Origin of the sequence: Luteolibacter arcticus (genome assembly GCF_025950235.1) — a bacterium.
GTDB classification, from domain to species: Bacteria; Verrucomicrobiota; Verrucomicrobiia; order Verrucomicrobiales; family Akkermansiaceae; genus Haloferula; species Haloferula arctica.
In genome coordinates this window covers 485,606-508,756 of record NZ_JAPDDT010000001.1, presented here as the reverse complement: position 1 = coordinate 508,756, position 23,151 = coordinate 485,606, and the positions used below count along the sequence as shown (strand labels likewise).

The 23,151-nt window shown below is 62.9% G+C and carries 26 protein-coding genes; 4 read left to right on the top strand and 22 right to left on the bottom strand.

Annotated elements, in window-relative coordinates:
• Positions 1-5 precede the first annotated feature (5 nt).
• Both OKA05_RS02080 and OKA05_RS02075 read right to left on the bottom strand, forming a co-directional pair.
• The gene (locus OKA05_RS02080) at positions 6-998 is read right to left on the bottom strand and encodes a hypothetical protein (RefSeq protein WP_264485430.1); all 993 of its coding nucleotides are present in this window, start codon (positions 996-998) and stop codon (positions 6-8) included.
• 16 nt (positions 999-1,014) lie between these two features.
• Complete coding sequence (locus OKA05_RS02075; RefSeq protein WP_264485429.1) at positions 1,015-1,794, bottom strand: hypothetical protein; 780 nt, start codon at positions 1,792-1,794, stop codon at positions 1,015-1,017.
• Between the two features lie 82 nt (positions 1,795-1,876).
• On the opposite strand from OKA05_RS02075, the gene OKA05_RS02070 reads away from it, so the two are divergent.
• Positions 1,877-2,476: a hypothetical protein gene (locus OKA05_RS02070; RefSeq protein WP_264485428.1), complete on the top strand. Its 600-nt coding sequence runs from the start codon at positions 1,877-1,879 to the stop codon at positions 2,474-2,476.
• Here OKA05_RS02070 and OKA05_RS02065 read toward each other — a convergent pair.
• The 3 genes from OKA05_RS02065 to OKA05_RS02055 are packed head-to-tail and all read right to left on the bottom strand — an operon-like array spanning position 2,462 to position 4,820.
• Positions 2,462-3,064: a hypothetical protein gene (locus OKA05_RS02065; RefSeq protein WP_264485427.1), complete on the bottom strand. Its 603-nt coding sequence runs from the start codon at positions 3,062-3,064 to the stop codon at positions 2,462-2,464. The two genes, OKA05_RS02070 and OKA05_RS02065, sit on opposite strands and share 15 nt — an antisense overlap.
• Positions 3,065-3,075: 11 nt before the next feature.
• Positions 3,076-4,119 carry a hypothetical protein gene (locus OKA05_RS02060; RefSeq protein WP_264485426.1) on the bottom strand — a complete coding sequence of 348 codons (1,044 nt, stop codon included), beginning with the start codon at positions 4,117-4,119 and terminating at the stop codon, positions 3,076-3,078.
• Positions 4,119-4,820 carry a hypothetical protein gene (locus tag OKA05_RS02055; RefSeq protein ID WP_264485425.1) on the bottom strand — a complete coding sequence of 234 codons (702 nt, stop codon included), beginning with the start codon at positions 4,818-4,820 and terminating at the stop codon, positions 4,119-4,121. The genes OKA05_RS02060 and OKA05_RS02055 overlap by 1 nt, the downstream gene beginning before the upstream one ends.
• Before the next feature lie 9 nt (positions 4,821-4,829).
• Between OKA05_RS02055 and OKA05_RS02050 the strand changes: the two genes are divergently transcribed.
• From OKA05_RS02050 to OKA05_RS02040, 3 genes are read left to right on the top strand one after another with little or no spacing between them, the layout of a single operon-like run.
• Complete coding sequence (locus OKA05_RS02050) at positions 4,830-5,132, top strand: hypothetical protein (RefSeq protein WP_264485424.1); 303 nt, start codon at positions 4,830-4,832, stop codon at positions 5,130-5,132.
• Positions 5,129-5,506, top strand: coding sequence for a hypothetical protein (locus tag OKA05_RS02045; RefSeq protein WP_264485423.1), 378 nt, complete (start codon positions 5,129-5,131; stop codon positions 5,504-5,506). Before OKA05_RS02050 ends, OKA05_RS02045 begins: the two co-directional genes overlap by 4 nt.
• The gene (locus OKA05_RS02040) at positions 5,503-6,162 is read left to right on the top strand and encodes a hypothetical protein (RefSeq protein WP_264485422.1); all 660 of its coding nucleotides are present in this window, start codon (positions 5,503-5,505) and stop codon (positions 6,160-6,162) included. The genes OKA05_RS02045 and OKA05_RS02040 overlap by 4 nt, the downstream gene beginning before the upstream one ends.
• 140 nt (positions 6,163-6,302) lie before the next feature.
• Here the strand turns inward: OKA05_RS02040 and OKA05_RS02035 are convergent, their stop codons facing one another.
• The 17 genes from OKA05_RS02035 to OKA05_RS01955 form a co-directional block, all read right to left on the bottom strand.
• Entirely contained in the window at positions 6,303-6,614 is a 312-nt protein-coding gene (locus OKA05_RS02035; RefSeq protein WP_264485421.1) for a hypothetical protein, read from the bottom strand.
• Positions 6,614-6,967, bottom strand: coding sequence for a hypothetical protein (locus tag OKA05_RS02030; protein WP_264485420.1), 354 nt, complete (start codon positions 6,965-6,967; stop codon positions 6,614-6,616). Before OKA05_RS02030 ends, OKA05_RS02035 begins: the two co-directional genes overlap by 1 nt.
• Before the next feature lie 66 nt (positions 6,968-7,033).
• Positions 7,034-9,103: a phage major capsid protein gene (locus OKA05_RS02025; RefSeq protein ID WP_264485419.1), complete on the bottom strand. Its 2,070-nt coding sequence runs from the start codon at positions 9,101-9,103 to the stop codon at positions 7,034-7,036.
• 17 nt (positions 9,104-9,120) lie between these two features.
• Positions 9,121-10,791: a phage portal protein gene (locus OKA05_RS02020; RefSeq protein ID WP_264485418.1), complete on the bottom strand. Its 1,671-nt coding sequence runs from the start codon at positions 10,789-10,791 to the stop codon at positions 9,121-9,123.
• Positions 10,788-11,327, bottom strand: a complete 540-nt coding sequence (locus tag OKA05_RS02015; protein ID WP_264485417.1) for a hypothetical protein — start codon at positions 11,325-11,327, stop codon at positions 10,788-10,790. Before OKA05_RS02015 ends, OKA05_RS02020 begins: the two co-directional genes overlap by 4 nt.
• Positions 11,328-11,351: 24 nt before the next feature.
• Positions 11,352-13,208: a phage terminase large subunit family protein gene (locus tag OKA05_RS02010; protein ID WP_264485416.1), complete on the bottom strand. Its 1,857-nt coding sequence runs from the start codon at positions 13,206-13,208 to the stop codon at positions 11,352-11,354.
• Positions 13,205-13,672 (bottom strand): terminase small subunit, encoded by a 468-nt coding sequence (locus OKA05_RS02005; protein ID WP_264485415.1) that lies wholly within the window; start codon positions 13,670-13,672, stop codon positions 13,205-13,207. Before OKA05_RS02005 ends, OKA05_RS02010 begins: the two co-directional genes overlap by 4 nt.
• Before the next feature lie 347 nt (positions 13,673-14,019).
• Positions 14,020-16,551, bottom strand: coding sequence for a BT4734/BF3469 family protein (locus OKA05_RS02000; protein WP_264485414.1), 2,532 nt, complete (start codon positions 16,549-16,551; stop codon positions 14,020-14,022).
• A gap of 384 nt (positions 16,552-16,935) precedes the next feature.
• Positions 16,936-17,805, bottom strand: coding sequence for a DNA adenine methylase (locus OKA05_RS01995; RefSeq protein WP_264485413.1), 870 nt, complete (start codon positions 17,803-17,805; stop codon positions 16,936-16,938).
• Positions 17,805-19,184 carry a DEAD/DEAH box helicase gene (locus OKA05_RS01990; RefSeq protein ID WP_264485412.1) on the bottom strand — a complete coding sequence of 460 codons (1,380 nt, stop codon included), beginning with the start codon at positions 19,182-19,184 and terminating at the stop codon, positions 17,805-17,807. The genes OKA05_RS01995 and OKA05_RS01990 overlap by 1 nt, the downstream gene beginning before the upstream one ends.
• Complete coding sequence (locus OKA05_RS01985) at positions 19,181-19,375, bottom strand: hypothetical protein (protein WP_264485411.1); 195 nt, start codon at positions 19,373-19,375, stop codon at positions 19,181-19,183. The genes OKA05_RS01990 and OKA05_RS01985 overlap by 4 nt, the downstream gene beginning before the upstream one ends.
• Positions 19,372-19,569, bottom strand: coding sequence for a hypothetical protein (locus OKA05_RS01980; protein ID WP_264485410.1), 198 nt, complete (start codon positions 19,567-19,569; stop codon positions 19,372-19,374). Before OKA05_RS01980 ends, OKA05_RS01985 begins: the two co-directional genes overlap by 4 nt.
• Positions 19,566-20,036 carry a RusA family crossover junction endodeoxyribonuclease gene (locus OKA05_RS01975; protein ID WP_264485409.1) on the bottom strand — a complete coding sequence of 157 codons (471 nt, stop codon included), beginning with the start codon at positions 20,034-20,036 and terminating at the stop codon, positions 19,566-19,568. The genes OKA05_RS01980 and OKA05_RS01975 overlap by 4 nt, the downstream gene beginning before the upstream one ends.
• Positions 20,033-21,856 (bottom strand): DNA cytosine methyltransferase, encoded by a 1,824-nt coding sequence (locus OKA05_RS01970; protein ID WP_264485408.1) that lies wholly within the window; start codon positions 21,854-21,856, stop codon positions 20,033-20,035. Before OKA05_RS01970 ends, OKA05_RS01975 begins: the two co-directional genes overlap by 4 nt.
• Positions 21,853-22,068 carry a hypothetical protein gene (locus OKA05_RS01965; protein WP_264485407.1) on the bottom strand — a complete coding sequence of 72 codons (216 nt, stop codon included), beginning with the start codon at positions 22,066-22,068 and terminating at the stop codon, positions 21,853-21,855. The genes OKA05_RS01970 and OKA05_RS01965 overlap by 4 nt, the downstream gene beginning before the upstream one ends.
• A complete protein-coding gene (locus tag OKA05_RS01960; protein WP_264485406.1) occupies positions 22,065-22,370 on the bottom strand; it encodes a hypothetical protein in 306 nt (101 codons plus the stop codon). The genes OKA05_RS01965 and OKA05_RS01960 overlap by 4 nt, the downstream gene beginning before the upstream one ends.
• 51 nt (positions 22,371-22,421) lie before the next feature.
• Positions 22,422-23,123, bottom strand: a complete 702-nt coding sequence (locus OKA05_RS01955) for a hypothetical protein (RefSeq protein WP_264485405.1) — start codon at positions 23,121-23,123, stop codon at positions 22,422-22,424.
• Between the last annotated feature and the right edge of the window lie 28 nt (positions 23,124-23,151).

The window sequence follows — 23,151 nt, the reverse complement described above, 5'->3', positions numbered from 1 at the left end:
GTCGGTTAGAGTGCGGAGGAAATCGAAAGGGTCGGAGTGCCGCTGGAATCGACGATCTTCAGCTCGTGCCAGGTGTTCGCCGTCTGGTGGCGCATCACCAATTTGAAGACGCCCGAAACCAGCGAGAGCCCCGCGTTGTCAGTGGTGTTCGCGACGATGTTGATGAACGGGATTAGCGTGCCGGGACGATCCGGGAGTTGATAGGTGCGGTCTGCGGTCAGGTCGTCTGCCTCCAGCGTGCCGAACCACCCGTCAGCACTCGGGATCTTCAGGTTGGCAGCCAAAATGGAGACCAAGCCCCAATGCTTTGTGGCGTCATCATCCGGCACGACGACCGTCGGCTCGGCCTCGGTAGCAGCTCCGTTGTTGAGCCGATAGATTGCGAATCGCGGGGCGGTGAAGACCGCTTGCAGCCGTCCGGCCGCGACGTCTGAAACCTCAATCCCGTCGAGGGTCGTCGCCCCGCCGCCGGTCAACCCGATGATCGCGGGATCATAAACAATCCCATGCGCCGCGAGCCAGTCCTCTGGCGACGGCAGCGGCAGCGGCGTTCCCTCATCCCCGCGGATCACGTCGTTGTGAACCCGGCAAGTGAAGGTCCGGATCGAGACCGGGTCCGCCTCGCCGACAGCCCACGAGAATTCGCCCATCAGGTCGACCGAAGCCTTGTCGTTCGCCGAGGTGCCATCGACGAAGAGCAGGTCGTCGAGCTCCTCGGTGTTGAAGTTCGGCGTGCCGGCGTAGATGAAATTCGGCGTCGCGGTCGGGGCGGCGAATTCGTCGAAGAACACCGCGAAATCTCCGTCGTATTTCCCCGACTCCTTCAGACCGAAGGAAAGCACCGAGCCTTCTGGCAGCGCCTCGGCTACCCCGGCCCGCACGAACTGCACCTCGAGCGGCGTCGAGTCGCCCCGCTTGAATTCGACCAGGCTCAGCCGCTTCCGGTCGCCGGCCGAAATGATCAACTGCAGGGATTGGAGATCGACGGTCAGCCGCATGCCCCGCCGCCGATTGTCAACGACCCATCCGCCGCTCTGCCGCCTTCGCTTGCCGCTCCAAGATCGCCTCGGTCGCCTTTTTCAAGCCAGCCTCGCGACGGCGCAGGGCAAGCTGAATCCGCCCGTCCATACCGGAGGGGAACCACGCTTGGAAATTGGAGATCGTGATCAGCGTTCGGCCGCGTCCGGTCAGCACCGTGGCCGCGCCGCCCTGCCTGCCGTGCCGGGTAATCCAAGCCGGAGTGTTCCGCTTCGAGGTGCCCAGCGTTTCCGCCGCAGTCAGCCAGCCCCGATTCAGCAGGCCGACCCGCTTGATCTCCTGACGGATGTATGCCTTGAGGAGGTTCGAGCGCGTGTAGGCCATGTTATCGCCACCCATTGCCCGAGTTCGGCCGGTCTGCCGGTTCCGCGCAACCTGGTGCACCCGCTTGAGATCGGCCGTCGTGAAAGCGATGTCCCGGACGTGCACCGCCCGGCTGTGTTTTGTTGCCTTCACCTTCACCCCGGCGCGGATCCAGCCCTGCACCTCGGCTTCGGGCGCCTTGGTCGTCGGGAAAATCGCCGCGATGTCGGCAGCAATGCGGCTTTCTCCCCGCTTCTTGGCGGTCAGGTCGATCCCGCCGCGCTCGCTCATCGCCTCCCCTCGCTTCCCGCCCGGCGGCGTGATGGCGATCACGTGACCAACGAGTATCCCGCCTTGGTCCTTCATCGCCCCGTCGAGCCCCTTCCGGCCGGCGCGAGAGAACTCGGCGACGGCCTCTTCGAGCGGGCGGGTGTCGATCTTAGCATTGACCACGCCGCCGGGCCGGGGTCAACCGGGGGAAATCCGGCCGTGAATTTCCACTGGCCTCCCGGCGTCTATCCTGCAATCTGCCATCATGAAGCGACTCCCCTTCTTTCTTCCGCTCGTATTCGTCGTAACCCTGGCCGCCGGCATTGGTCGGGAATCGCCACGAACTTGGACCGACACCAAGGGCCGGAAGGTGGAAGGCACGCTCATGGCGAAGACCGAAACCACCGCCGACGTGCTCCTGAAGAGCGGTAAGAGAACTGTTCTGAAGCTGGCCGATCTCTCCGAAGGCGATCAGGACTACATCGAAAAGGCCACGGTGTTTCCGGAGCCTGAGATGCTGGCGAAAACCGTCTCAGTGGACAGCAACGAGGCGAAAACCAAGAGCGACGCCCGCAAGGTCGAGGTGACCGTTGAGAAGATCCACGGACGGGAATACGAGCTAACAATTCACTGGCTCGGGCCGGATGGAAACAAGGTCGGCATCTACAAGTCCGAGACCGCCGACCTCCCCGAGAGCGGGAAGATCGTCTTTTCCGTGACCTATAAGGGAGCCAACAAGAAGGGCGTCGGCGGCGACTACAAGGGCTACGTGGTCGGCCTTCGCGAAAAGGGCTTGGCGCTTTGGAGCGCGAGATCCGCGAGCCAAAAGCCTTTCGAGCGGTTCCTCGACTCAGACGCCGAATAAATCCCGGAGTTCCGCGGTCCGCACCACGGCAGGCAGGCCACTCGGCAGGGTGACGACGTGGGCCTTGTGGTATTTCAGGCGTCCAGCGCGCCACACTTGGACCACGGGGAGCGGGAAGCGCCGGATGCCGCACGTCGCCTTGAATGCCGCGTGCATTAGATTGCTCTCGCCGCAGTCATTGCATGGGGGAAAAGCCGCAAGCTTCTCCGCGACCTCCGCCATCACTTCGCTCGTCGCCGACCAACACCCGGTCCATCTGACCTTGCTGGCCTTCAGACTGTATCCATGGGCGTGCTCGGCCGTCGAGGCTAGCCACTCCACGCCCGCCCGGGATAGCAGCATGTCGGCATCCACCTTGCACACCGTGCCCTGCTCGCCGGCCATGAGTTCCGCAATGCCAATCGCGCACGCACTACCCTTGAGCCGGCGACCGCGCGGAAAGCTCGTTGCGATTTCCCAAGGGCGAAGATCCACGGCGTCTTGTCGGTCGAGTGCGACCACGCTTGAGACACCGAGATCACCCAGGCGACGGTGACACATGGCCGCCGCCTCGCGATCCGGTCCAGAACTAAAGATGAAAGCTTTCATGTATAATTCTACTAAGCGTCGTCGATCCAGCAGCACGACTGAACCGCAATATCAATGGTTCCGCCAACGTCGCTTCCGTTGATGTGGGTAATCCTTCCTTCCGCGATGGTGAGCGCAAGAAGTGGCGTTCCTGCTGTTGGTGGATCTGCCATGGCATCCGCATCGCAGTCCCGAATGGTCACCTCCGCATTAATCCCGACCTCGTCGTCCGTGTAGCTCAGGTTTGATACAAACCCATCTTTCACCGCGATGGTGACCTTGCGGGCATCCGTCACAGCCTCGTCATAGCTATTGCCGCGGATTTCCAGATACTCACCCTCTTCGTTGATCTTGAGCTGCGGGTCATCCGCCTTCTCCTTCAGGGTGCGGAAAATCCACTTGTCCTCATCTTGGGACCGCTCTTTGATGACCTCGCGACCTCCTCCGACCTGCTCGAATTCCCACAGATTTGGGACAAACTCGATTGGCCCTCCGACCTGAAATTGAGTGATGGAAACCACGTCATCCGTGATTTCGATGTAGGCGATCGGAAGCCAGTAGTCGCCAGTTACCCCGTCCGGGTCCGGCTGATAGTGAATGGTCTCCTCGTCTGAGCTGACTTGGATTAGAGGAGTCTCTTCGATGATCCCCTTGGTAGATGTGGTGAAGTGGCAATAGATGAAGTCCCCGTCCTGAATGGTGAGGCGGGCGGTCTCTCCTGTTTCCCCATCAATCGCATCCATGGGATTGCCCTCGATTTCCGGCATCCAGTCGCTCACTGGAAACTCTGCCACGGCCGCAGGGTTCTTGTTTCTCACCCAGCCGGGAGCGATCTTGCACGTCCATTCGCTGCCGTCATTTTTGAGGCCATAGACTTGGAAGGCGTAAGGCTCTGCCGCCCCTCCGCCCGAGCGCCGGCCGCCCTTCGACCAAAGCGTCGTTCCGCTCGACGCGCGCCGCATGAAGAGCCCTGGGCCCGGCAGAATCACCAGGGACTCGAGTTTTTCGAGTAGCTGGTTCCACGATTCACGCGTCGGCGGCCCCACTCCAACGTCACGCTTGAGGTTTTCAAACATCAGTAAATGTCTTCATCCCAGCCGTTGCGGCCGGAGAGCTTCCACGAGATGCGGATTTCGTAGATGAACCCGCGGCGGCGAAACGAGATATCCCACAACAGCCAGTTGCGGCCGGAGAAGTTCGGCGGGTTGCCGTTCGGAGTGTCGATCTCGCCGAGGTCGCCGAGTTCGTTCGGCTCATTGATCGAGTAGCGGGTTTCTGTCCACAGGCCGCCGGGCGAAGCGTACGACGAAACACCGGCCTTTGTGCCGGAAACACCGAACTCACTGAAGACTCCGGTGTCGTCGTCCTCCGTCACCTTGCCAGTCTCGGGATCGAGGTAGACCGCGCCATTTACCGGCTCGGCTGGCGTGCCGGCGAACTCCTCGAAATCCTCGTGCGTCTCGATCGGTTCTTCACTGAGCGCGCCGCTGAATTCGTAAGTCGGTTGCGGAAGCGCGTTGATGAAACCCTCATAGATGTAGGTGACCCGGTAGAACTGCCCGGCCCATTGCCTCGGCTTCTCCCACTGCACACGCGCGACCGCCATTGCTGGGAATTCCTCGTGCACGGTGTAGAGCGCGCGGAGAAGCCGGGTGAAGTCATTCGCCGGCACCGCTTCCACCCGCGTCAGTGAGTGCACGCCGAAGCGATCGACCGATCCGCTCTCCTCAGGTTGGCGGATGGAATCAGCCTTGATTCCCTTGGTGGTGGCGGGCATTGTGCCTGCATGAACTGTCAAGCTATCCTCCCCGTGCTGGTGGCCCTGCTAGGGTCGCCGCTGGTAGCCTCGGAACCGGCCCGCGAAGTCGCCGAAATCCGCCGCCTGTTGGAAGCCCGCGGCGAGCGACTCGACGGCAAGACGCTCGAGCTTCTGAAGACCGGCCGCCCCGCTGATCTCACTCAACTCCGCCGGCAGATCCAGCACGCGCCGCCGCCGCAATCGGCGAACATCGGCCAGGGCGTGAGCAGGAAAGCCGCTGCCTCGCGCAAGCTTCAACCCGGCAAGTTGAACTCCTCCCGCAAACTGTGAGCCTCTATCCTTCCGCGTGGGAAAATCGCCAGCGTGTTCCGGTCACCTTGCCGGACGAAGATGACGATGAAGACGTTGCTCCGCGTCCAGAGCGCTCGGCCGGCCACTCGCTCCGCAAGCTGCTCTTCGTCCTGCTGGCCGACCGCAATACCCGCCTCGGCGTGGAGTGCATGGCGCTGGTCACCGGCATCGGCTACGATGGCTCATCCATGGCCGACATCGCGAGCCGTCACGGCGTGACCCGCGCCAGCGTTTCGAAGCGCTGCATCGAGCTGTGCGAGACCTTCGGATTGCCGCCCGCCCGGGCGATGCGCTCGGTGAAAAACCGGAGGGCTTGCAAGGTGGCCCGCAGCCGCGAAATAGTGGCATCATGATCAGCCTGATAATTGACGCCGACAGCGGTCGCATGATTGCGACTACTACCGCGCTACCCCAAGCCATCACCGCCACGCCTACCGGCCTCGCCTTCACGGGCGAACTCTCTTTCGAAGAATGGTCGGATATTGGGCACCGCTTTGGCCGCGGCATGGAGTCCGTCGCTTGGTGCATTGGCGACTGGCTGCTCTATGGTGAGGCCAAATTCACGGGCCGGGTTGCTGGCGAGGCTTACGACGCCGCCATTGCCGCTACCGGCATGGATCGATCCACGCTCAAAAGCTACGCGTCCGTCTGCAAGTCGATCCCTTCCAACGAGCGCATTGATTCCCTCAGCTTCTACCATCACAAGTCCGTCGCCGCGATGCCTTCTGAAAAGCGGAGCGAATGGCTGAAGGTTGTTGCGCAACAACCTTCGCGCCCATCGGCCCGCCGCCTCCGCGCATCCATCCGCGCCGCGGCCACCGATAAGCCGCACATCCTCACCGACGAGGAAATCCTCAACCGCGACACCGGCACCGGGCACGACAACTACGGCGTGCATCTGACCCGTCTGAAGACCGTTCTCCGCAAGGACTTCCCGAACATGGACGCGCAGCAGAAAGGCGTCGTGAAGGAAGAGATCGCGGAATTGCTGGCGATCGTGGGGATGTGATAGATTTGAGCGGATGAGCCGACATGCACTTCCCGCGAGGGTGACTCAGTGTAGCGGGCTTTAAAACCCGCCCGCTCTATTCTCCAACAAAAAAGCCGCCAGAGCATGGCGGCTTTTTCGTGTTCAGATATCGCGCACGCTCACCGCTTCACCGGCTTCAGCGTGAACTTGCCCACCAAGTGCCCGGGCTGCACGTCCACCTTCGAGACGGTCCACGGCATGTCCTTGTAGCGGACCAAGCGACCGAGCGTCGGCTGCGATGGCAAGTCGGAGAGCAAGAGCATCCCCTCGCTGTCGGCCTCGGTCTGAAAGCCGCCCGCCACAAGCTCGCGCCCGAATGGGGTTTCACTAACGACTGCCTGAATCGTCGTTGCGTCGAAGGTGATAGAAACGCCAACGGCGTCCCTCATTTCGAGGAACGCCGCGGCGAGTTGGTCTTGGATCTGGCCCATTATTCGGCCGGGGTGTCAGCGGCGGGGGGTGCAGGATCAGCAGTTGCCGGGGTGGGTTCAGCAGCGGGTGGAACTGGTTCAGCAGCCGGTGCCGCGGGTGCTTCCGGCTTCGCCTTGCCGCGCTTCTTGGCGGGCGTGGCGGGGGCGGTAGCCGGATCGCGGTTTTCGGGGGCGGGATCGCGGGATTCGACCTTGTCGGCGTTGTGATTCACGACCTTACCGGCTGGAACCAGCGTGCCGACATCGGCATCGAGAAGCTGTTGGGCGGTGACGATGTCGACGTTCACCACCGCGCCCGGGTCTTTGTGCTCACCCTTCACCAGGCAGGCCTTGGTAATCTTGATCTGTTTCATGGAATGATGATTGAGGTTTGAGAGAAAAAGCCCGGCCTCCGTTTCCAGAGACCGGGCCGGGAGGGCTTACGCGCCGAGTGCGTCGAGCATCGCGGCGAACGACTTCGGACGGACAACGCCGCCGTCGTAGTAGGTGTTCGCAACGAGGGTGTACATCCCCAGCTTGGCATTCGCTGAATCGCGGATCAGCTCGAGGGACAGGCCGCCCCAGTAGCCGACGATGTAGTCGACGAAGTTTCCGAAGAAGATCGCCGAGGCGACAGCATTCGCGGAGCCCTTGGTCAGGGTCCGGCTGATCGCGTTGGTGAACTCCGAGCGGTAACCGTTCAGCATGTTCGGAGCGAGGTCCGTCAGGATGAAGTTGCCTTCCACACCCGATGCCTGCTTCGGCGTCTGCTTGAGCTTCGCGCGGATCTGGCCGTTGGTCGCGTAGCGGAGCGATCCGCCAAGCGCGTTCTGGGTGTCGATCGCGGATTCAAGCGCGATGAGGTGGGCATACGTCGGGGCTGCGCCGTTGGTGCCGCCCGCCACGCTGCCGATGCCGGAGGTTCCGGCAATGCCGTTTGCCTCACTGGTGCCGCCGCCGTGGAAGAACGCAGCCTCTTGAACCGCGAGCATCTGATTGGTCAGGTGCATGCGGATCATGGACTCGATCGCCACGCTCGACTGCATCAAGAGCTGCTGGCTGATGTCGATGAACGCAGGGAGGCGCTTCGGCGTCAGGGCAAGGTTGGCAGTAGTCGGGGTGACTTCGTCGGCGCTCGCGTTTTCGGCCTTCTTGGTCGGGGCGGTGCCGGCGACCAAGCGAGGGAGTTCGAGGTTGCCCACGAGGCCGGTCAGCACGGTCGCGCCGAGCTGGCGAATCACCGAGGCGTTGAAGAAGTCGTCGAGCAAGCCGACGCGATTCGTCTGTACCGTCATGCCGCCTTGGTCGCCCGCAACGGAGGTGGTTCCGGTCGCGGTGAGGTCACGTTGCCCACGGCGAACGAACATGCTCGGAAGCATGAGCGTGCCGGGGTTCTGGATGCCGGCCGCACGGGCTTCGTGCACGCCTTCCTGTAGAAGCTCGCGCTCGATGCCGGTAAGCGGCGTGCCTTCAGCCATGGAACGAAGAGCGACAGCGAGGTCGAAGCGGTCCATGTCGCGGACTTCGCCGCGGCTCGGGCCGGGCAGTCCCGGGCTGTAGCTGGTATTGCGCTGGGTCAGCAGCGCTTCGAAGGCGACGGCGCGGAAGGCTTCGACGTTGGAACCATCGCCAAGGGCGCGGCTCGCATCGACGATCACGCCGTTGCTGCGCATCTGGTCGGCAAGGGCGTTGATGCCGGCAACGCGTTGGCGTTCGGCGGCGATCGCATCCTGAACGGACGGAGCGGGAGGCGCTTCGCGGGTGACGACCACCGAAGCGGGCGCCGGGGCGGGAGCGGGATCAGCCTGGCGCTGTGCGGCGGGTGCCGGAGCGGGCTGGGTATTGGCCGGCAGCAGAGCGCGAAGCTCGTCGTCGGTCATTTCATCGCGAAAGGCGATATTGGCCGCGCGGAGGGCGGCGATGATTTGGGCACGGTTCACGTGGGTAGTAGGTGAGTTGTTGTTAGGACCGCGGGACGGTTCAGATTCACCCCGACCGACCCCGACGGAGTCGTCGGCAGGGATGCTCACCAGGCTGATTTCGAAGGGCTCCCAATCGACGACCCGCACGGTTTCCACACCGCCGGTCTGAGTGGTCTCCGTCCGATGCACGCGATAGCCGACCGAAACCAATCGGCGGATGCCATCGACGACGTCCTGGAAAATCTCATTGGCCCGCGCACTGCGGCCGAAGCGCACGACAGCCCGGCCGCGCCGGTCCTGTCCGATGGTCACGCTCTCGACGACGCCGACCTGATCGCCGCGGTCATGGTTGACCAGCAGTGCCGCGCCATTCTCCATCCGGCCAAGGCGGATGGAGCCCGTGGCGTGATCAAGGATCTCGATCCCGAAATAGCGCTCAACGGCAGCTTCGGAGCTGAAAGACAACGCGACGGTGCGCGCTTGTTCATCCACTGCGGCGCGGTCCAATTCGAACTCGCGGCGAAGCTCTTGGCCGGAGGTGAGCGCCTCACGAACAAGGATATCGGGATTGGTGCAGCGCGGCTTCACTGGAAGCGCGGAAACTGTCAATCCTCCTTCGGAGCCGATGGGGGCTTCGGCGCTTCTGGCACCAGCAGCGTGATTGGCTGACGAACATTGCCTTGGGTCGACCAGAGCTTCTTGGCCGAGGACGAAAGGCCTGAGAGTCCGACAAGACGGCGGACCGCTTCCTCGTCTTCAACCTGTGGCGTGATCGTTCCAGCGCGAACGCCGACGCCATAGAGATCGAGGAACCGCTTCAGCGCCTCAGTCGAATCGGATTCAGCGTCGGCACCCGCCAATGCCGGGAACGAAAGACCGAGCTTTGCCGCCTCTTCCTTGTCGGACGCCTGAGCGGTGAAGACGTCGTAACGGTCGCCGCCACCCTCCGCGATCACATCGCGCTGGGAAGTGATGCCCGCGCGGATGCCGAGGATTGCAGCCTCGATATCCTTCTTCGGATCGACCCATTGCCAGCGACGGCCGCGGAACTCCGGCACGTTGAATTTCCACATCTTCGAGATCGGGAGACCGAGCCGACCCGATAAGAGTTCGAGCTCAAGCCACGCTTCGAACACGACTTCGCAAAAGTGCTCGATCAGCCAGCGTTGCAGTGCCTTCCACACCTCGCGCTCTTCCAGCAGGCCGGCGCGAATCGAGCTGTAGTTCACGCCCTCGAGGTCGCTGGTCAAAGTGTTGTAGCTCACGCCGAGCGATGCTGCCACTCCGCGGAGGCGGGACTTGATGAAGTCGCCGAATCCTTGGTTGGGGTGCTGCGGATCCCACGCTTGGAACTCCAGCCCCTCGGGTAGTTCTTCCATCACGCCCGGGGAGGCATCCATTCGGAAATCCCCGTTTCCATCCTTCGGCCCCTCGTAGTTGTCGCCCGGCGACTTGCGAGTAAAGAAGCCCATCTTCGAAGCGGCGGTGCGCGCGGCAACAAGCTCGGCCTCGCTGTAGCCGTCGAGCATGCGCAGGCCCTTCATGGATGCGACGATCCACGGGAAGCCGCGCGTCTGGTCGCAACGTTCTTCGATGAAGAGGTGCAGCAGTTCGCCAACGGGAACGCGGGTCCGGCGGCGGAAGGTCGCAGCGCCTGGCATCGTGTCGCCGGGATGGCGATCGAGGAGGTGGTACGCGAGCACCTCGCGGTCGCGGCCGAACTCCACGCCGAAGCGGACTTCGTTCCCGCCGTCGAGCGTCGCGTTGTAATCGAGATCGAGCAGGTCAGCTTCCAGCACCTGGAGGCGCAGCCCGGCGCGCTGTCGAATCATCCGAACCAGCACCTCGCCGTCGCGGGCGATCGAGCGGACGACGATCTTCTGGACATCGCGCCACGACTGCCGGCGGTTGAGCGTGCAGCGACCGACGCGGCCCCACTGATACCATGCGTTCTCGATGGTCTGGTTCGCGATCTCGTCGAGCCGGCCGTTTTGCTCGCGGACGCGCATCTGCAACGAGATGCCGGTTTCACCGAGCACGTTGTTTTCCAGCGTGCGCAGGAAGCCGCGGATCCATTCGTTGTTCCGCTCGAGGTCGCGGGCTCGGTCGCGGAGGATGTTCAGGCGACCTTGAAGCGCGGAGTCAGCCGACAGCGGCGCGACGATCCAGTCGGCATTGAGCCGCCCGCCCTTCGCGCCTTCGAAGACATCGCGCTGCCCGTCTTTCTTTCGATCGAGCAGAAGAAGTCGGCGCGCCAGTTTCGTCCAAGAATTCACAAGCCGCCGAATTCAATGAGGATGCGGCGACCTTTCCCGCCGTTGGATGCTCGCTTCTCCGCGGCGACCTGCGAGCGCAGTTGGTCGCGGATCCGCTTCAGCTTCTCGATGTCCTGCAGCGTGTAGGACTGATCCCCGAAAGAGGACGAAGAATGCTGCTTGGAAAGGAGCGTCGTCAGGCAGGTTTCAACCGCGGCGAGTTGCTTCTCCGCATCAGTGCGCCCGTCGTAAGGTTCCTCCGATGCGGTGAGGTCCGGAAGCACTTCGACCACGCCGCTCCCGACGGTGTAGGTCTCGCCGTCCTTCGATGCCCGCGAGATCCACGAGTAGCGGCCGGCGGGCAGATCAGCGGTGTCGGCAGCCGCGCCGGTCGAGATCCATCCACCGCCGTCGGCGACGCCTTCGACATCGAGCGACTCCGTTCCACGAAACGCGGTCGTCAGCACCCAGCCGTCGGCAGCCGAATAGTCGGCGGACGACGTGCGCCACTTCCACGTATCTCCGGCGCGCAGTTGATCAGGGATGCCGTCGAGCATTGCCCCGCGGCAACTGTCAACGGGTCACCATTGATTCACGAAGCCGCTTGATCGCCGCGGCGCGCGCTTCGGCTTTTCCGCCGGTGCTGGCTTCTTGTCGTCGGGCTTCTCCACCACCGGCGGAATGATCGCAGCCTTGAGCCGCGCCCAGTTCACATTGAGCAACCCGAGCGCGCCGATCGCATAGACCCGCATGTCGAGCGCTTCGTTCCGCGAGTTGCTCGGGTTCTCGAATTTTGAGTATGGCACACCGTCCTTGTAGCGGGTGACCTTCGTTTCGGAAACGAGCTGACGGAACCAGTCTTCCGGCCGCTCCGATGGAAAGTGCATGTAGCCCGGGCCGAGATCGGCCAAGGTCAGCCGCGAATAGATCGTGTCCTTGACCGTGTCGGTGCCGACGGTGAACAGAAGCGCCCGCTCGACGCCTTGCTTTGTGGGCCTCGAAACGACCGGCAGGCCTGGACCGCCTTTGCCCTTCACCGCGAAGATCCGCCGCGAGGCCCGGCGCTTGGTGTAGGCATAGACCGACTTCGGCTTGTTGCCCGAGTCGATCAACGTCGCGGTCACTTCGAGCTCCACGCCCGAAAGCGGGTGCCGCCACTTCTGCCCGAGAATGTCGTCGAGCGACTCCTGAACGCCTGGCGAGTGAAAGCTGCCGATGATGAAGCGGTGTTGAAGCGACCACGACTCTTCCCCTTCGCCCCATGCGACGATCTCCACCTCGACCCGGTCGCCTTGGATGTCCACGCCGGCCGTGATGACCAGTCCGCCCGCGGGGAACTCGCCCCAGTTCTCCCGCCGTGCGAGCAGTGGCTCCCAAGCTGGCTTCTCGCCTTCATCTTCCCACGTCTCGGCAAGGAACGTGTTCACCCACGTGCGCAATGCCGCCTTGCCCTTCTTCTTCGCGGACAGGTGGTCGGCGACCATCTGGTGAAGCCGCGACTTGTAGCCCTTCTTGTGCCGGAACAGGTTCGCGATCCCGTTCAGGTGGTAGCCGCGGAGCGTCCGATGAGGAAAGGTCGCGACCCACCGGCCGGCGCGCACCATCTTCCGTCGCTCCTCGTCGGTCAGGTGAGCTTCGCAGGCCGGGTGCTCGCACTGATACCAGGCGTCCGAACCGTCCTCGGCCTCGTACCGCACCTGCGCCCACTTCAACGTTTGCGAATGCCCGCACCTCGGGCATGGGCACCACCACCGGCGCTGGTCGGATTCCTCGTATCGCTTCTCAATCCGCGACAGCCCCTTGACCGTCGGCGTCGAGGTTTCGAACACGACCGCATTCCAGAAGGTTTCCGTCCGCCGGATGGCGAGCGACACCGGGTCGCCTTCGGTGCCGGCGGAGATCGGATAGCGGTCTTCCTCATCGCACAGCACCACGCGGCGCGGGCGGCTGGCCAGTCCAGAGGGAGCATTGGCACCGGCGACCGCGAGATTCCCGCCGGGGAATGTCTTGTGGAGGATGGTGTTTCCCGAGTCGCGAGACCTCGCGTCGGCAACCTTCCCCTGCAGCTCGGGCGTGTCGCGGATCATCGGCGCAAACCGCTCCTTCGACCAGGACTCGCCGAGCGCTTCCGTCGGTTGCACGACAAGGATGGGCGCCGGCTCGATGATGATGAAGTAAAGGACGACGTTGTTGACGACCTCGGTTTTCCCAAGCTGCGAGGCAACCATGAGAATAGTGCCCGTCGCGGCCGGATCGTTCACCGAGTCCATCCACTCCTCGGCGTAGGGAGTGAAATCGAGAGTGTATTTCCCGGGGTTCGAGCAGGATTCCGGCGAGAGGAAACGGTAGGTCAACGCGCACTGGCTGACCGTCATCCGGGCCGGCGGATCGAATACCGAAAACCAGTGCCGCGCGATGTCGTGGATGGCGACGTTCATGCTTCGCGGCTCCAATCCATTTCACCAAGCGATCGGAGTTCCAGGAGGCAGCGGTCCTTTTCCTCATCGGTGAGAGGCATACTCAGGATGCGGCTCCGGATCGCCACCGTCACCCGCTCGCCGAGTTTCTTTACCGCGGCGATCTCGGCCCACTCGCCGCGGGCCCGGGCGTTCGCCAGCTCGAGCTTTTCCGTTTCCGCCGTCGTCTTCCGCAACCGCATCTCGTCGGCATCGGTCGACAGGCTCGCGGCTTTCACCAGGTCACGGAGTGAGAACTTGCCGGCGGATTGCGTGCGGGACTTCCCGACCGGCTCCGCACCGAGCGACGCCAGCCGAGCCGCGATTGTGTGCCGGTCGCACCCCGTCGCCTTCGAGAAAGCGGCCACCGTGAACGCCGGATCCGCCTCCGCTTTCGGCTCCTTCGGTGCTGCCGCCTTGGTCTTCTTCGGGTTCGCTCCTGCCATCGCAAGGTGTGGCAGAAAGTCAAATGACCTGACGCTAGGAAAATGGCGCGGGACAGACGACCCCAACAGGCAGGTCGCCGGAAGGACCCGCGCCCTCCGAATGGTCAGGAGGGCTTAATGATCGGCCGCCGACGTCGGTTTCGTTGGTTTTCGGCCTCGACTCACCATCCTCCGAATGCCTGATCTCCCGACCGCCGAATCTTCAATGGAAACCCCGTGCACCCCGTGCACCCCGTAGGGGGTATTTACCCTATGGAGCTACCCAACTTTCAATTATGCATGAAAGTTGGGTAGCCTTATAGGAATTAAGGGGGAACAGCGTGCACGGGGTGCACGGGGTGCGGAGATCAGACATCAGAGATTCGATACATCCGGCGTTCCCGTCGATTACGTGTGATCGGCTCATACTCCGTGACCGTCTCGCGCTCCAATATCCTCCCGTCGACCGTGATCGCATCGCCATTCGACTCTTTGAAAAGCCGAGCTAGAAGTTTTCCGACCCGGACTTCCCCCGCTTCGTTGCTCGCCTGCCGACCTGGTAGCGGGATGTCATGCTCTTCGGCGGCATCCCATAGATCAGACGCACTGAGATGCTCGCCGCCATAGCCATCGGCGACAATCGCGTTGATGATCTCCCGCACCCACTGAAGCTTCGGATTTGCGGTGCGCATTTGCTCTTCCCGGTGACCATCAAGAAGCGGCGGAAGATCGAAGATGTTCTGGACAATCCAGTCCATGCACCTGCACCACACGCGGAAGTCATGGCGACATTCTGTCGTCATCAGTCGCCCACGGGTCACCCATTCGCGGATGACAGCTTGCACGGCGCCGAGAAAGAGCGGCTGGTTGTGCCTAATGTGAGCGAGGATGTCGCCTTCTGGGTAGACCTTGAACGAATGCGAATCGTCGCGCTTCCGGATCCGCGTGATGATCGAGCGATTTGCGAGGTCGCGGGTAAGCTCCGCGCCATTGGTGCTAAGTTGCCACAGGAAGGGCGTGCAGTCGATGTCTGCCGCTACCCGGAGCGCCCGGGCGGAAACTTTGCCCAGCCCGCGAATGGCTGTTTCAAGAATCTGCGAGTCCATGCGCCCGCGGAAGTTGTCGAAGCTGATGAACGGTCGACCAGTGATCAGGGCGGTAGATACACGCTCGTCAAGGCTGCCGACCCCGCCGGCTGCCTGGGTGATCGCGCTGGGGCTCTCCCGATAAATCGCGCAGATCATCTTCTGCCGGTAGGTTTTCCCCGACTGGCTCTGGTCCGCTTCGGCGATATCGAGTGGAAAGTCATCCTCAATCCACCCGCCGATCTTCATGGCCGGCGAGATCATTGAGGCCACCGCCCGGGATGCGTCGCCACCGGCGGGGAAATCGAAATCCTCTAGCGTCATCATCAGTAACCGCTTTGCTTCTTCCAGCGGCACTTCGTCTGGCACGTGCCCCGACGTGATGAAGGTCCCTCCGGCATGTGGATGGTATCCCTTCCCAATCACCTCCACGCCGCTCTCACCTTTGGGAATGATAACGGGCGCGTTCACAAGCTGGCGGATGGTCGGCAGGACTTCGCGCGCCGCATCCGTGAGGAGCGCTACTTTTGCGCTCGCCGCGGGAAAGACAGTGCTGCGCCAGCGCACGATGCCGTCTTCTCTCACTTCGCGACGCATGACCCGCTTGCCGAAGGTCTCAAGCATCGAGACGAAACGCTCCGGATTGACCGGCAGAAGAGTGAAATCACCGGCGGGCTCCTGAGCAACCTCGTGCGCTGTCACGCCGCGCATGAACAAGCGGTTTGTCGGTCCGATTACGGAGAAGATGTGCCGAGCTGCCAGATCGTGGCCGATTTCGTTGGCCGGTATCGGGAAGACATGGGGAGGAATCAGACTCTTGTCGGAGCTCTTCGCCTCCGGTTTGCTGGGTGCGGCGGGTGTCTTCGGCGACCTTGGGGCGATCGAAGATTCGACCGTCGGTGCCCACCCGTTCTCCTTTGCCCTCATGACCAAGGTGCCGAAACCGAAATCCTTCATTCGGGTCTTCAGCTTGTAGGGCATTTCCCCTGGCTTGCGCATGTCCCACGCTTCCAGATAGGGAATTGCGGACTCGCCAAACTGGGCAAATGCCGCCGAGAGGATCTTGTTCCACTCGTCATAGTGCATGCCCTTGGGGATGCAGGAGAGCATTGATTCCAGATCGTGGAGAGTGGGGGGGCGCGGACCAGTCTCATGAAGAATGAGTCCATCCCCATTCTCAACGTCCGCTTCTGTGAGCGGTTCTAGTATCCGGGCTTCATCATCACGAAACCACGCGTCGGGATCATGTGAGACGAAGCACAGCCGGACGGGGTCCTTGCACGCCTTGTCGATCACGAGTCCGACGGCTGTGAAATGCCTTTCGGCGGCAAGGAACGAACCCAGGTGGAGATCAACATCCGGGGAAATCCTGGCGAATCCCTTCACTCCGGTGCCGGAGGCTGATGTCAGCACCGACACCACGTGCGGGTCAGCCATCAGCGCTTCACGCATGGCGCCAAGCGACCAATTCGGGTTATCCTTTCCGTCGAGGTCGATCTGCAGCAATCCGGAATGCTGGAATCGCCCTTCCGTCGCCGCGCCGCTGCGGCCTCCGGTGGTGACCGTGCCACTGATAGAAACGGCCGGAAGAGCCTTTTTCAATTCCCCCGGGTCGACACCGTGTGCGATGCATTCCCGGATTTTCGAGACGGACTCTGCATATTCGTCAGAACGAACCGCCTCAAAAAAATCCCGCAAGGTGGTCACTCCTCGCGGGCTTTTAGCCTTTGCGGAGTTGTAGTAATCGATCGATGGATTGAACGACTTGGGCGGCGCCTTCCGCCCGGCAAGCAGTTCCTTGATTGGGATGGACATGGGGAGGGGTCAGGCTTTCAGCAGTTCATCGAGTTTCCATCGCAACGCCTCGATAGCGTCGGCGACCCCGCCGCGGCGATCGCGCGAGTTTTGTTCACCGGTTTCCATCTCGAACGAGTCGCGAAGCATTCTTAGGGCGGTAAGGCCAGTGCATTGGCGACACAGGCGGACCAACTCCCCGCGCCCGTGCCATTCAGAATACGGGAACGTAAGTCGTTCTTCGCACTCCCAGCATTTTTGGGGTGTGTCCAGGCTAGTGTCTCGATCGACAGGGGAGAGGAACTTTTTGCGGATCATGGCTCTGAGGTGGTGAGCGGTGACCACCGCGGCGCGGTGGCGACGGCTGGCTTGGTGGCGGTGGCGGTGGATTTGCCAGCGAGAAGATCAGTGATAGTCATGGGAAACGGGTGGTGGAGAGGTTTTTTGAAATGCTTCTTTGATGATGACGTGTTCGGACGTGAGCACCTTATTGCCTTTGGTGAAGGCGCTGTTCTTGGTCGCCGCGATGCTTTCCCATCGCCAGAGCGGCGGCGGATAGAGCGAGCGGATCCCGGGCGTGTCGTAGTAGGTGCAGACGACTCGCGCCGGCACCGTGGCAAGCTGGTTTGCCAGAAAGGCATGGTCGCCGGCGCCGAAGGTCCGCGAGTAGTAGTCTTCGCTGCCGTGGTACGGTGGATCGATGAAGAGCACGGCGTCATTGCGGCGACCGTGGATCCTGATCAGCTCCGAATAGTGGAGGTTCTCGATCACGACCCGGCGAAACAAGCCGCCGATGCGTGCCAGCTTCCGGAGCGCGTTGCGGTACCGCGGAACTTCTTTGATCCGGTCGCGATCGCCGGTGCTGATTGCGAAGCCTCCGCTGCGCACCTTGCCGCCGAAAACGAAGCAATGCCGGTAGAACGTCCGCCGAGCCCGCTCGATGGGATCCGCGACGGCGTGAAAACTGAAACCACCCGCGACGTACTGCCGATAATCGTCCTCGAACACCCGACGCGAGGGCGGGAGCCATCGCAGGAGACGGAAGAGCAGTTGCCGCGTGCCGGGATCCGAAATCACCCGGAAGAGATTCACGAGGTCGCCGTCGACGTCGTTGTAGATGAGCTTCCCGAAGCGATCGCCTGCAGCAAGCGTCACCGCGGCCGAACCGCCGAAGACATCGACGAAAGTGTCGGCGGGAGGTACCGCGCACATTTCAACAAGCCGATGGGCCAGCCGATGCTTTCCGCCGACGTAGGGAATCAAGCCATGGTTCATCAGTAGTCCTCCTCGCTTGTCAGAGTAAACGCCGGTTCCGCCGTCTTGATGGTCGCGACGTTGTCGCCCCATCCCGCCTCGATCTTCCGGTGAAATTCGCGGGCCTCGTCGGAAACCCAAACGCCCTTGAACATGTCCTTCATGAACAACCCGGGCAGCCCGCGCACGCGCGAGAGCGCCACGTAGGCTTGCCCCGGCTCGCGCGCGGCGCGGATATCGACCAATGCCCGATCGAGCGTCAGTCCCTGCGATTTGTGGATGGTAGCCGCCCAAGCCAGGCGCAGCGGGAATTGCTGGAAGTAGCCGGTCTCATGCTCCGACGTCGGATCGAATTCCCACTTGTGCGGCTGCACGTAGAGCACCTTGCCGCTGTCGAGCTTCACGCTCACCATCTTCCCGTCGTAGCCGAGCACCGTCCCCATGTCGCCATTGGCCGCGGCCAGCCCGCCGCCGGGCCCGACGTTCGCGTCTGGCAAATTCGCCGTGATCATCACCCGGGCACCATCCTTGATCCGCAGGACCGTCGGCGTGACCAGGTTCTTTTGCAGCCAGGCGACTTCGTCGGTCGGCCCGTCGCCGTCGGCCGTCAGCACGATCTCCGGCTTTTCGATGCAGTTGAGCTGATAGCCGTTCCACTTGTCGACCTGCGCATTGTGCGTCAGCAGCCGCAGCAGATCCTTGTCGGGGAACATCGCGACCCGTGACTTCAGCAGCGCGGCGCCGTCGCGGGTCACGTGCCCTTCGCGGAACATGTTCAGCAGGCCGACGAATTCGCCGTCCGCTTGCCGGTGGACCGTCCGCAGCGATGCCGCGCAGAAGTCGGCAAGCTCCCACGCCGCCGATTGGAACGCCCAATCGTAAGTGCCCGTCTTCGAGACCGGCGGGAGCTGGAGGAAGTCGCCGACGGCCACCACCTGGATACCACCGAATGGCAGGTCGTTGCCGCGGACGCAGCGGCACACGTAGTCGATGAAATCGAGCGTCCGGCCGGGCAGCATCGAGATTTCGTCAATGACGAGCATCTTCGTGCCGCGGATCCGCGAGCATGTCCCGGCCCACGCATAGCCGCGCTTGCTCATCCACTCGTAGTAGTCGCCGAATGACTGCTCAGGCCGCGGACCGATGCCGATCCCCGACCAGCGGTAAATGGTCGATGTCTCGACGTCCTGGCCGAAGAGCGCGGCGAGCTTGTCGCGCAGATTCAGTGCCGCGACGCCGGTCGTCGCGCACACCTTCAGCGAGCGCTCGCCGAGGCGGCGGCGGATCATCTCCACTGTCACCGATGACTTGCCGGTGCCGGCCGCGCCGGTCAGGAACACGTTTTTGCCTTCGTTGATGCGCGCCATCGCGGCGAGCTGGTCTTTGTCGAGAGTGATCATGGTGCTTCGTTTTGGTGGTCGGGGCATTCGCCAAGGAACACGTCGCGCATCCCGGCCTTGTTCAGCTTCTTCGTCGCGTCGCGGAGTTCGTGGGCGCACTGCGCATCGACCAGCCCGACCGCCTTGTCGACGTAGGGCATCCCCTTGATCGGCTCGCCGCAGCATTCGCAGGTGTGGACGGTGGCGTTCACTTATCCTCCTTCCATCGCCCGGTGTGGGCGTTGTAGTTGGCGAGTTCAGCCTTCAGGGCTTTCAGCGTGTAGCCGCTGGAGACCTTGCGGAGCCTACCCTTGAGCATCCGCGCCATCCGGTCTGCGCACGTGTCGGCGCGGCGAAGTTCATTTTCGGCGGCATCAAGCGCCTGTTCCATTTCGGTTACAGTCATGGGATTGTTTCAGTGAGTTCGTAAATCTGGATCCGGCAGCCGGGCGCGGTGCCTGGGGCTGCGAAGCGCTTGCGGGTGATCTGGTCGGTCACGATCGCATCATCGACCCACACCCCGATGCCGGTGAGAGTGTCGAGCACTGCCTTCGCCGCGTTGTCGACGTCCGGCTTCTTGGCGAAGAGCGAGGCGACCCACCGCGTGAGGACGTTGCCCTTCGTGCCGAAATGGAACTTCGGCCGCGGGAAGTAGAACGTGAGCGACACCATCAGCGGCACCGCGAGCCCCGCGCCTTCGAGCGACTCGCAGGCATTCGCGACGCACGACTTCCAATTTTCGGCGGTGCCCGCTTCGTAGACCGACGCACGCTGTGTGCCTCCCTTGCCCTTCTTGATGAAGGCGCGAGGGCGCGGCTGGCCCTTCGGTTCGCCGACAGCGCGGATGTCGTGGATGAGGCGTTGGGTGATCATGCTGCCCCCTTTCGCTCTTCGGCCGCGACCAGTGCGGTCACGTCCTCGCATTGGGAAAGCGCTGCACCCACCAGCGCGCGGGCCAAGCGCCGCGGCACGGCGTTCCCGATCTGCTTCACCTGGTCAGTCTTGTTCCCGGTGAAGATGTAGCCCGCGGGGAAGCCTTGAGCCAAGGCGAGCTCGTGCGGTTGGAGCATCCGGAAGCGGATGTCGAGCAGGTAGCGGTTGCCATCGATCTCCACCACCGGCCGGACCAAGCCGAAGCGGTCCTTGCATGTGACGGTGGGGGCTGGCTCCGCGATGTCGTGCGCCTGTCCATTGCCGTAGAAGCTGACGAGAAACGGCTGAACCAAGGCGATCGCTCCCGCCGTCGCCACTGTGGGCGCGGGCTCACTCACCGGACGCAAGCGGCCGTCGCTCTGCTGCGGGAGCAAGTGAGGCTCGATCAATGCCACGTCGCCACGATTCCCGCAGACGGTTGGCATCGGCTCTTCGAGTGACTTCACCCGCGAATCCTCGCCCCCGCCGTTGGCGGTCTTCACAAGGAAAGGCTCCGCCATGTAGAGGTGTGGGGCATGAGCGGTGACGGTGGGAGCAGGTTGATCTATGTCCGCCGCATCACTCTGGCCCTTCATGTTCACCAGGAACGGCTGTGCAAGACCGAGGTGCGTTCCTCCCGCGGTGACCGTGGGCGCTGGCTTGTCGATGTCAGCGGCATCGTTCGTGCCGCGGAGCTTTACGAGGAACGGCTCCGCCACTCCATGCCGGGCCTTGGTCACCACCGTCGAGAGCGGATCATCGATCGGCGTGATGCCTGCCCCCGGGCCGCCGCTGGTTTGATCCCACGCGACGATGTAGGGCATCACCAGCTTCGGCCCGCTCCCTTCGGCGAGTAACGTGCCTAGCGGCTCATCCACACTCTTCGGCGTCGGGTTAGAGCACTGGGGAACGATGAACGGCTGAACCAACGCTCCGGCCCCGTGGCTGGTTACTGCGGGCGCGGGCCGGTCGATGTCATGAGTGCGAGGCTCCTGCCCCGGCCGCTCGCCGAACTGCGGAACGATGAACCCTTTCAGGCCGAACTTGCGCAGTCCTGCCTCGATCCGCGCCAGAGTCTTGGGCGAGAGCGGTTTCTTCCGCTCAAAGATCGATCCCGCTGGTAAGGACCAGTCGATGATGTCCCGGGCCGGTGCCCAGCGCCGCGTGGCGAGGAGGTCGCCCTCGCGCGAGTGGGTGGCATCCGGCCACACGATGCGGCGGCGCCCGCGCACGGCCTGCACGAATAGCCGGGTGCGGGTAGTCGGGTCGCCATAGTCGGCGGCACACAGAAGCCGGTAGTCGACCTTGTAACCGAAGCTTCGGAGGGTGGCGATCCACTGTTGGAAGATCTCTCCCTTGCGGCGCTTGAGCGGCCGGCCGTTGTGGCCCACCGGTCCCCACGTCGCGAACTCGGGCACGTTCTCCACCAGCACGATCGGCGGCAGCAGCTTCTCCACCCAATTCAGCACATGCCAGGCAGTCGAGCGGCTTTGATCGTTGATGGGCTTCCCGCCGCGGGCGATGCTGTGATGGGTGCATTCCGGCGATGCCCAAAGCAAATCGAGCCCGCCGCGCTCGAAGTGGTCGAGCGGGTTTACGGAGTCGATCCCCGTGCACAGGTGCCGCGCGGTCGGGTGATTCGCGGTGTGCGTGTCGATCGCCACTTGCCAGTGGTTTACGGCGGTCACTTCCGGGAGACGGCCCAAGGCTGCGGCGGCTTCCACCGCTCCGGAACTGGTACCACCAGCGCCACAAAATAAGTCTGCGATTCGGTATTTCATCGGACGCGGAGAGAATTCGACAGGTCGGCAATTTGAAATTCGATGAGGCTGACGGACGCGTTCAGCGACTTCCGTGCTTCCTCAAGCAGCACGAGCGCATTGCCGCGGGCCTCGTGGTCCGGTTCATCGCGAACCGCGCGCACCGCCTCGGCGATCGCGCCGGTGCCGTTGTTGGCATGCTCCCATGCGCGGGTGATTTCGGTTCCGTTCACAACGTCACCTCCGTCCCGTCGGCCAGCACTTCCCGCAGCGGGCGCCGCTTCGCCATGAATTCGGCGATCTCCCGGGCAAACTCGGTTTCGAGCCGGCGGATATAGTCCAATTGCTCGGCGCTCAGTTCGTCATCATTGAGCGCGGTCTCGACGGCGCAAATCTCCGGGCCTGAGCCCTTCCGGCGAACGATGGGCAACAACGCGCGAAGGTGCTCGATTTCGATGGACTCGATCCATTCGCCTTCCTCGTCGAAGCGGTCTTCGTCATCGGAATCGAAAGAGAAAATTGTGATAGTCTTCATGCGGGGGAAGTAGGCGGCGGCACCAGTCGGCACCGCCGCCCGGGTGTGGGTTCAGTAGTCTTCGCTTTCCGGAGCGGGTGCCTCGGGATCGTTGTCGGGCATCGGCTCGGCATCGGCAGGCTGTTCGCTTTTGTCATCGGCTTCATCTTGGGCGGCAATCCAGCCTTGAGCCCACGCGTGCAGCTCCTTCACACGCTTCTTCGTGTAGGGCGGCTTATCGATCGGCTTGCCATCTGCAAACGCTTTGCGGCCGGCGGCTTCAGCCTCGGCAATCGGGCCGAGGCGCGGAGCTTCGTCGACGACGACCGCAACGGGCTCGGCGTCCGGATCCGGCTTGGCGATATCCTCATTGACCGGCTCGGCCTCGACATCGATCACGCCATCGTCGGCGGTCTCATCGAGCGGAAGCATCCCCTGCTTGTCGAACTCGCTCATCCACTCGGTGGCGACGACTTCGCCGGTGTCGTTCCGGATCGTCTGCTTCCGGTCGGGCGTCGGCTGGCCGAAGACGACCGTGCACTCGACCTCGCGCCATTCCTGGCCGCTCGAGACCTTAAGGCGCAGCGTGTCGGCCGCGGCCTGCAGGCCTGCGATGCGGTCCTTGAAGTGATCCGCGTTCTTCTTTTTCTCGGCCTCGACCGCCTCCATGTCTTCGAGGGTGGTGGCGAGATCGATGCCGTATCGGCGGCGCTCGTCATCGGTGAGCGCGCAGATCAGCGACTTCTTCAGTAGTGGTGGTGTCTTCGTGTTCATCTGGATTGTTAGGAAAAGGGTTGCCGCC